The 8912-nt window shown below is 48.8% G+C and carries 7 protein-coding genes and 5 pseudogenes; 9 read left to right on the forward strand and 3 right to left on the reverse strand.

Annotated elements, in window-relative coordinates; translation table 11 throughout:
• Positions 1-124: pseudogene (locus MKR05_RS26460) on the forward strand (IS5/IS1182 family transposase); the annotation flags it as partial.
• A gap of 338 nt (positions 125-462) precedes the next feature.
• Here the strand turns inward: MKR05_RS26460 and MKR05_RS26465 are convergent.
• Both MKR05_RS26465 and MKR05_RS26470 read right to left on the reverse strand, forming a co-directional pair.
• Entirely contained in the window at positions 463-1674 is a 1212-nt protein-coding gene (locus tag MKR05_RS26465) for a M24 family metallopeptidase (RefSeq protein ID WP_017901247.1), read from the reverse strand.
• Positions 1675-1760: 86 nt separating this feature from the next.
• Entirely contained in the window at positions 1761-2714 is a 954-nt protein-coding gene (locus MKR05_RS26470; RefSeq protein ID WP_020481021.1) for a LysR substrate-binding domain-containing protein, read from the reverse strand.
• Positions 2715-2870: 156 nt separating this feature from the next.
• Between MKR05_RS26470 and MKR05_RS26475 the strand changes: the two genes are divergently transcribed.
• Genes MKR05_RS26475 through MKR05_RS26495 form a run of 5 tightly spaced genes read left to right on the forward strand, consistent with a single transcriptional unit; the run spans position 2871 to position 6858 of the window.
• Positions 2871-3719, forward strand: a complete 849-nt coding sequence (locus MKR05_RS26475) for a transporter substrate-binding domain-containing protein (RefSeq protein WP_004118155.1) — start codon at positions 2871-2873, stop codon at positions 3717-3719.
• Positions 3720-3742: 23 nt separating this feature from the next.
• Entirely contained in the window at positions 3743-4414 is a 672-nt protein-coding gene (locus MKR05_RS26480; RefSeq protein WP_017901245.1) for an amino acid ABC transporter permease, read from the forward strand.
• Positions 4411-5073 carry an amino acid ABC transporter permease gene (locus tag MKR05_RS26485; RefSeq protein ID WP_017901244.1) on the forward strand — a complete coding sequence of 221 codons (663 nt, stop codon included), beginning with the start codon at positions 4411-4413 and terminating at the stop codon, positions 5071-5073. The genes MKR05_RS26480 and MKR05_RS26485 overlap by 4 nt, the downstream gene beginning before the upstream one ends.
• Positions 5074-5077: 4 nt before the next feature.
• Positions 5078-5896, forward strand: coding sequence for an amino acid ABC transporter ATP-binding protein (locus MKR05_RS26490; RefSeq protein WP_017901243.1), 819 nt, complete (start codon positions 5078-5080; stop codon positions 5894-5896).
• Positions 5893-6858, forward strand: coding sequence for a DMT family transporter (locus MKR05_RS26495; protein WP_017901242.1), 966 nt, complete (start codon positions 5893-5895; stop codon positions 6856-6858). The genes MKR05_RS26490 and MKR05_RS26495 overlap by 4 nt, the downstream gene beginning before the upstream one ends.
• Positions 6859-7277: 419 nt before the next feature.
• Here MKR05_RS26495 and MKR05_RS26500 read toward each other — a convergent pair.
• Positions 7278-8098: pseudogene (locus MKR05_RS26500) on the reverse strand (IS110 family transposase); the annotation flags it as partial.
• 169 nt (positions 8099-8267) lie between these two features.
• Here MKR05_RS26500 and MKR05_RS26505 point away from each other — a divergent pair.
• The 3 pseudogenes from MKR05_RS26505 to MKR05_RS26515 form a co-directional block, all read left to right on the forward strand.
• Positions 8268-8549, forward strand: a pseudogene (locus MKR05_RS26505) (Arm DNA-binding domain-containing protein); the annotation flags it as partial.
• A 21-nt stretch (positions 8550-8570) separates the two neighbouring features.
• A pseudogene (locus MKR05_RS26510) lies at positions 8571-8753 on the forward strand (type I restriction endonuclease); the annotation flags it as partial.
• 13 nt (positions 8754-8766) lie between these two features.
• Positions 8767-8912, forward strand: a pseudogene (locus tag MKR05_RS26515) (IS5/IS1182 family transposase); the annotation flags it as partial.

Here is an 8912-nt window from a genome sequence, read left to right on the forward strand (position 1 = left end):
GCTGTTCGGGGGTTCACTGACGCTGCGTGACTACGATGGTCAGGTTGCGGAGGCTATGGCCCTGGTACGAGCGCTGAACAAAATGACGAAAGCAGGTATGCCTGAAAGCGTGCGTATTGCCTGAAAATCCAGCCAGCTACAGGGTCGTTCGCACGAAATCTTATTTATTCAACAAAGCCGTCATTACCCTTCATGGGGATGTCCTCATGTGGCTTATGAATACATTACTAATATTGGGGTATGTTAATAAACGCTGGGTAGGTCACATTGAGTACTACATGACAATAAAACACTATCAATGATTTAGAGTCATTTCCACTGAACTGATCTGAGGAAGATAGAGCATCACATTATTTCCTGTTGAATTTAGATAATGACGCTCATATTACAAAGCCGGGCAAAATAATCAGCACCAGAAGGTGCTGATATATTGATGCATTCTACATTAGGCATGCTTATCTGCTATTTTTCTATAATGTTATGCTCAGGACCATAAGGGAAATGGGTAATGTTCTCTGCTGCATTTTCGGTGACTACCAGGATATCGTGTTCGCGATAACCGCCGTGTCCCGGCATGTTCTCTGGCAGCATGATCATCGGTTCCATTGAGACTACCATTCCCGGCGCTAAAACGGTTTCAATATCCTCGCGTAATTCTAAACCGGCTTCGCGGCCATAATAGTGGCTCAGTACGCCGAAGGAGTGACCATAGCCAAAAGTCCGATACTGCAGCAGGTCATGCTCGCGATAAATTTCATTGAGCGAGGCGGCGATATCGCAACAACGGGCGCCAGGGCGAATGAGCGCCTGCCCACGGCGGTGCACCTCACAGTTGATCTCCCAGTGACGCAATTGCTCATCGCTAGGCTGACCGAGGAACAGTGTACGCTCCAGCGCGGTATAGTAGCCGGCAATCATGGGAAAACAGTTCAGTGATAAAATATCCCCTTGCTTGAGGCGACGGGTCGTCACCGGATGGTGAGCACCGTCGGTATTCAGGCCAGACTGAAACCACGTCCAGGTATCGCGCAATTCAATATGCGGCAAGCGTTTCGCGATTTCCCGGGTCATCGCCGAGGTGGCTGCCAGGGCAACGTCATACTCCGGAACATCTTCGGCAATCGCTGCGACGCATGCCGCGCCGCCGAGGTCGGCGACCTGAGCACCAATTTTAATCAGCGCAATCTCTTCGGCAGACTTAATCATGCGCATACGCATCGTCGCCGGTGCAATATCAATAAACTGTGTCTGAGAAAGGTAATGGCAAAATTTAGCGCGCTGTTCGATCGTTACATGATCGCCTTCCAGTGCAATCCGCCGGCTGTTATCAGGAACCACTTTACGTACTGCACGGTAATAATTATCGCGCTGCCAGTCCGTGTAAACGATATTTGCACCGTAGCTGCGGCGCCATCCCTGACCTCCATCGATATTGGTGGTAATTAAAAATGACTGGCTCGGTGTCACTACCAAGGCATACTGGCGACCAAAACTACAATATAAAAAATCGCCGTAGTAATTAATATTATGAATCGAGGTTAAAATAACTGCATCAATGCTGTCTGCTTCCATGGTGGCCCGTAATCCCGACAGTCGGCGCTGCATCTCATGGGAGCTGAACGTTCCTTTAACTTTTTGCCCATTAGCTAATTCAATAATATCTGGCATGCTCATAATAAACTCCGTCGTTGATAATGGCGTGATGCCATCATCTGGAAAATGATATCTTGCTACAAACGGAGATTATTAATTTGCCGTCATTAGCCGGCCTTATGCAGCGTATATTCACCGAGAATTTGCGTTCGCTCTGCAATATGACGTGCGGTTTCTTGTGTCAGCCAGTTAATCAACGCCTGAACGCGTGGCCGTTTCTCATTATTACGCGGGCAGGTTAACCACACCTGTCCGTCTTCGACGATATCGGTAAAAGGGCGAATCAGTGCGCCATTGCTCACTTCCATCGCACACAAAGAGTGACGGCTTAAGGCGATTCCTTGGCCGGCGCAGGCGGCCTGGAGTACGAGGTCAGCGCGGGAAAATCCGGTTCCCGCCTCGACATTCAGGTCATAGAGCCCGAGGCGGGCAAAATAGGAGCGCCAATGGGTGCTATAGGCATTTTGCGGCATGGAATCATGCAGTAAGCGCAAACCACAGAGTTCGCTGTAACTGCGCAGATGCCGTGTTTTCAACAAATCCGGGCTGATCACGGGATAGATCACATCGTTGAACAGATGCCGTTGAATTAGATTTTTATCATCAACCCAAAAAGGAGTGATGGCGATATCGACCGCGTCAGATTTAAAATTGGCGGGCGTCATATCGGCATCAATTTCCAGGCTGATAGGGTACTGCTCATAAAACTGATGCAATCGGGGAAGCAGCCATTTGGTGGCAAAGGACGGCATAACCCGAATCTTTATGGTGCCCTCAAGGGTTTCTTCACCGGTTTGGTGCAACGTAGTTTCGAGGATGGCAAAGGCCTGGCGCACTCCGATAAAAAGTTGTTCACCCTGCGGGGTTAAGCGTAGTCCCGCGGGAGTGCGGTGAAAGACCAGATAGCCAAGTTGCTGCTCAAGCGATTGAATTTTTTGGCTTACTGCACTCTGAGTAAGAAAAAGATCCTGCGCGGCACGGGTAAAACTGAGATTGCGCGCTGCGGCATCAAAGTAGCGTAAACCGTCGAGAGACGGCAAACCTGGTTTTCGTTGCATCATCGGTTTCTCTTTTGCTAAATAACCTGTAATAAGCACTATTCATGCCAAAATCACCATTAGCCGTGCTAATAGTTATCAGTTAGAAACCACCGTTTGTCGCCGCTCAGCGAATGAATAAATATTATCATCGTCATTCAAACTCGCGGAGAAACATTGATGAAAAATAAACTGTGGCTATTACTTTCTATGTCTGCCTTACAACTTTCACCATTATTGATATCTACGGCCCAGGCTGATTTACTGGATGATATTAAGCAAAAAAAAGAAATAGTGATTGCCACCGAAGCGCGCTATGCCCCTTTTGAAATGCTTGAAGATGGCAAAATAGTCGGTCTGGGAAAAGATATTCTCACGGAAGTGATGAAAGGATTACCCGGGGTGAAAGTGGTTCAGCTGGATATTCCATTTCAAGGGATTTTGCCCGGCCTGGAAAGCAAACGATTTGACTTTGTGGCAACTTCTTTAACCATCACTCGCGATCGTGAAGCAAAATTTGCTTTTACCGCTCCCTTTTCTGACGCCAGCGTGGCCATTCTGAAACGCAAAGGGGATAGCCGCATTAATAGCGCCAAAGATCTCCAGGGCATGATTGTCGCCAGCCAGGCCGGGGCGCCGCAAATTGCGGTGCTAAAAGAATATGAAGCATCGGTACTTAAACCCACCACCGGTCACGGCGTTAAAGAAATAAAAGCCTTTATTGATTATAACGAAGCCTATGCGGCATTAGCGGCGCACCGTGTTGATGCGGTTGTGCAATCGCTGCCGAACCTCGCGCCGTTGGTAAAGACCCGTGGTGATACGTTTGAAATTGTACGCCCACCGTTTGGCCCGGCCACTTGGTACGCATGGGCCGGAAGAAAGGATGCGGATAGCGCCTCACTGGTCAAATTTATCAGCGACGGCATTGTGCAGTTGAATAAATCGGGAAAACTGGCGCAGCTACAAACGAAGTGGCTGGGTTTTTCTATGGCCGTTCCTGAGCAAGTTCCGACCCCGGCAAACTAATTTGATGGATACTGGAGGGCAATATGTTTGATATTTCAGTGGTGTTTCCCTATTTCCCTCAGCTATTAATTGGCGTGCTCAGTACTCTGGCTGTATCGCTGAGCGCGATTGTCATAGGATTGATCCTCGGTTGGTTAATTTGCCTGGGGTTAAACTCTCCGCGGCGTCTCGTGCGTTGTTTTTGCAAAACCTATGTCAGTTTTTATCGTGGAACGCCGTTACTGGTCCAGTTGATATTAATATTTTATGCTTTGCCAACAGTAGGGATCACGCTTTCACCATTGCTGGCGGCGGTTGTGGCTCTCTCATTAAATACCGCAGCCTTTCAAGGAGAGATTCTTCGGGCTGGCTTTAAAATGTTGCCCAAAGGCCAACTGGAAGCGGCACGAGATTTTGGTTTTTCAGCGGCGCAAACGCTGTTTTATATTCAGATGCCGCAGGTGTTGCGCGCCATGATGCCGGCTTTGATTAATGAAACCATCGATATTATCAAAAACTCGGCATTGGTCTCGGTGGTGGCGGTCCATGAGTTGATGAGAGTGACTCAAACGCTGGCCTCAACCACCTATCGGCCGCTGGAGTTTTATACGGCATGCGGTCTCCTTTATTTTCTGACCTCGTGGGGGCTGAGTATTGTTGGCACCAGGTTAGAGAAAAACCGCTCATCTTCGGCTCAAAGGGTATTAGCACAATGAATGTTGAAATACTTTTTACCTATAAAGATGCCATTGCCGCCGGTATTTTAATGACCCTAAAAATGAGTCTCGGCGGTATCCTGCTGGGGCTGGCGATCGGGCTATGTTTTTTTCTTCTCGAAAGACAAAAACCGGCTTTATTTAATGTGATATATCATGCATGGATTAATGTGTTTCGCGGCACGCCGTTACTGGTGCAGCTCTTTTTAGTCTTTTATGGTGGACCCTATATAGGTATTAATCTCGAGGCGCAACAGGTCGGGGTACTGTGCCTGGGATGTTATGGTTCCGCTTATTTTGCGGAAATATTTCGTGCGGGTCGCAATGCTGTCTCAGGTGGGCAAGTTGAAGCGGCGGCAGACCTGGGGTTAAGTCCATGGCAAATATTTACTTTCATTGTCTGGCCGCAAATGCTCGCGCGCATTATCCAGCCATTGATTGGCCAGAGCGTCATTTTGGTAAAAGAGTCGTCGGTGCTATCCATTATTACGGTCGGTGAACTCACCAATACCGCCATGACCATTGCTAACCAGACCTATGCGATGGTTGAAATCTACGCCTTAATGGCCATTGTCTATTGGGGGATCGCGATCGGTATCTCCCGTCTGGGTAATAAAATAGAGCGCCATTATTCTTATTCTCAATTAAGCCGAGGTTAATACTATGCGTGATTATGCTATTGAGATTAACAACCTCAATAAACATTATGGCGAAAACCATGTTCTACGTGGCATCGATGTCAGCATTTCTCCCGGAGAAGTCATCTGCGTGATTGGTGGCTCAGGGTCGGGTAAATCCACGCTGTTACGCTGTATTAACTTTTTGGAAGATTATAGCTCCGGCAGCATTCTGGTGAATGGCGAGAACGTCGGCTATGAACCTCTCGGCGGGGAAAAACGCCGGCGTTTAAGCGACAAGGAAAACCGTCAGGCTTTACGCGACGTCTGTATGGTCTTTCAGCAGTTTAATCTGTGGCCGCATATGACGGTACTCGATAACGTAGCCACGCCGTTGCGGCGGGTTAAAAAGGTCTCCCGTGAAGCAGCCTACTCCGAAGCGAAAACGCAACTGGCACGGGTTGGTCTGGCAGACAAAGCCGATAGCTGGCCCGCGATGTTATCCGGTGGTCAGCAGCAGCGCGTTGCCATCGCCCGGGCATTGACCATGAAACCCGCCATTATGCTGTTCGATGAACCGACTTCAGCGCTTGATCCGGAGCTGGTCGGGGAGGTGCTAAAGGTCATCCGCAATCTTGCCGATGATGGTATGACCATGATGATTGTGACCCATGAGATGGGGTTTGCCGCTAAAGTCTCCGATCGGGTGCTGTTTCTTGCCGATGGCTGCATTGAAGAGCAGGGAGCACCGGCGCAACTGTTCCATCAGCCGAAAAGCCCGCGGCTGCAGTATTTTTTGTCGTCGTGGAGTGAGCGCCAGTCGGGGGCTAGATTACCTGAAAGGGCATTGAAGGAGTCAGCATGAAGCAAGGGATTACATTTGGCGTACTCGCTGGCGCATGCTGGGGATTCATCTTCCTGCCACCGGTACTGCTACCCGAGATCTCACCACTGCTGTTAACCTGCGGTCGCTTTGCTACCTATGGGATACTGGCGGCAATATTACTTATACCTCAATGGCGCAACATTGCCCGTGTATGGCATCATCGCGATCTGCTGACGCTAATTCGTCTTTCGCTGATGAGCAATGTTTTCTATTTTCTGCTCGTCGCGGTGGCCGTACAGCAGGTCGGTATTGCCGCGACATCGTTAGTGATAGGTTTAATTCCGGTGATGGTTCCGGTGCTTGGTCGCAGGGACCAGCATGCTCCGCCCTTCAGGCAATTATTGCTGCCGATGACGGCTATCATTGCTGGTGTGGTGCTGATTAATCTGCATGCGATACAAACATCATCGCACCAAGTTACAGAAGGAAAACGGCAGATGCTGGGGATCCTTTGTGCCTTCGCTGCATTACTGTGCTGGAGCCGTTACGCTGTCGAGAACTCCCGCTGTCTGAAAAAACTCCCTTACACCAGTAACCAGTGGTCTCTCCTGATAGGCCTGTGTACGGGATGTATTTCGGTACTGCTATGGCTCATCGCCAGTATATTCAGGTTTTCTGCAGTTGACTTGTCGTTACCGGAACACACCCAAACGCTCTTTTGGATAACGAACATGATGTTAGCCGTGGTCTCCTCATGGCTGGGATATCTGGCGTGGAATCTCTGTTCCCGGCGTCTTCCGGTATCACTGACAGGGCAGATGGTGGTTTTTGAAACCCTTTTCGCGCTGCTATATGGTTTTATCTATTCACAGCGCATTCCGGATCTCCAGGAAAGTGCCGCTATTACGCTGTTAATTGGTGGGGTTATGTTTACGTTACATTACCATCAGCACAATCATGGCGGCGACGTGAGTAATACTTCAGAAGTCAATCGGAGTTAATTATGGCTTCACCAGATTCTCGTACATGAATAGACTGGCCCTTGGAATCTTCAGACAGTTGGTATCACTTAAGTTATTGATAGTATTAATACTCATTTTTAGGCTAGTCGCTGGAATCCGGATAATTGGGGTAAGTTTGGATATCGAAAATTATTGTACTATAAGGGCTTCCCCGGCATGTCAACGCCGGTGTTTACGGTTTCTGTCTGCACTACAGTTAAAAATAAAGGGGAGAGTTTGCGGTACTATAAACGGTCATAATGAATCGTTATCGATTCGGACCCTGATGAAAGACGCGCGTGAGGTTCTTGTTCGTTAAGCGGATACGTATATCCTGTACAATAGCCAGATAGGCCTCACGGGGTCTAACCCTTTATCATCAACGAATTGCAGAACAGATGGTTATTTTGTTTCGTGCTTTAGCTGGCTGAGTACAGCCTGACATCATCACCGTAATGCAATGATGCCCAGCACAGCCTTGCGTTTTTGACGGCGATCGCTACAACGGCACGCCAGTATCCTCTGCGCTCGATCAGTGAACAGACCCAACGACTGAATGAATCAGTCTTTTTCTCCGCCCCGATCAGTACCGAGCGGCCCCCCTGAACCAGAAATGTTCTCAGATACGAATCGCCAGCTTTCGTTATCCTGCCAAGATTCGACTTTCCGCAGCTGCTGTACTGCGATGGCGTAAGGCCCAGCCAGGCTGCCAGCTGGCGTCCATTCTTAAAATCATGTGCGTTACCGATACTGGCGACCAGCGCACAGGCCGTTGTGGGGCCTACGCCCTTCAATTCCATCAGCCTTTGACTGCGATGATCTGTTTTGGCCATGCGGGACAAAATCCGATCATATTCAGCTATGTTGGCTTCGATGCGAGCAACGTGCTCCAGCAAATCATCAACACATTGCTGAACCTGAAGTGGTAAAGAATCTTTCTGTGCAGAAACCATGTGTCGCAGGGAATCTGTACTTTGTGGCGCGATGACGCCGAATTCAGATATCAATCCTCGCAGGCGATTATACGTTGCTGTTTTCTCTTCTATAAATCCCTGACGGGAGCGGTGTAGGCATTGCATCGCCTGCTGGCTCTCATCCTTAACGGGTATAAACCGCATATGCGGGCGACGAACTGCTTCACAGATAGCCTGTGCATCAGCTGCATCATTTTTGCCTGATTTCCGGCCATGCGGTAAGGAGATACAAATTTAGAAGCCATCAGACGTGGATCATGAGCATACAACATAGAGGTTTCAGAGGAACGGTAGTGTTCGTGATTGTTCGTTAACTTAATGAGAGTTATGGTTTTTTTGATTTTGATGTTCGAGCATGATCGCATCCGTTTTCTCCGTTACGGGCCACTGTGTATTGCAGTGTGTATTGCTTTTGTGTGTGCAGAGAGTGAGAAGATGGCTGCAGAAAATAAACTGAGTGATAGGCAACTAAAAGCGCTACAGGGTAAATCGCAGACTAAGCAGCGGTTGATTTCAGACGGTCGCGGAATGTCGGCGCGAGTTAGCAAGAATGGGGCTGTGAGCTTTGTCATGTTCTACCGTTTGGGCGGTAGAGATACTTCCCCAATATGGCTGACTCTGGGCAAGTATCCGGATATGTCATTGAAAATGGCACGAGATAAACGTGATGAATGCAGGGCTTGGCTCGCTGAAGGTATCGACCCACGTCACCGTATCGGCTTAATCACTGATGTATCAAAGAATCTCATGCGCAACAAAGTGCAGGTCATTCAACAGTTTGAACAGACCGGCTCACACGCCAACCGCTATGACGTCACCATTCTGGTCAATGGCCTGCCATTGGCGCAAATTGAGCTGAAAAAACGCGGTGTGGCGATTCGCGAAGCCTTTAACCAGATACAGGCTTTGTTGAATAAATCGAACTTTTGCTGAGTTGAAGGATCAGATCACGCATCTTCCCGACAACGCAGACCGTTCCGTGGCAAAGCAAAAGTTCAAAATCACCAACTGGCCCACCTACAATAAAGCCCTCATCAACCGTGGCTCCATAACTTTCTGGCTGGATGATGAAGCTATTCA

Origin of the sequence: Klebsiella sp. K5-204, from assembly GCF_030128585.1 — a bacterium.
In the GTDB taxonomy this organism is placed as follows: Bacteria; Pseudomonadota; Gammaproteobacteria; order Enterobacterales; family Enterobacteriaceae; genus Klebsiella; species Klebsiella quasipneumoniae.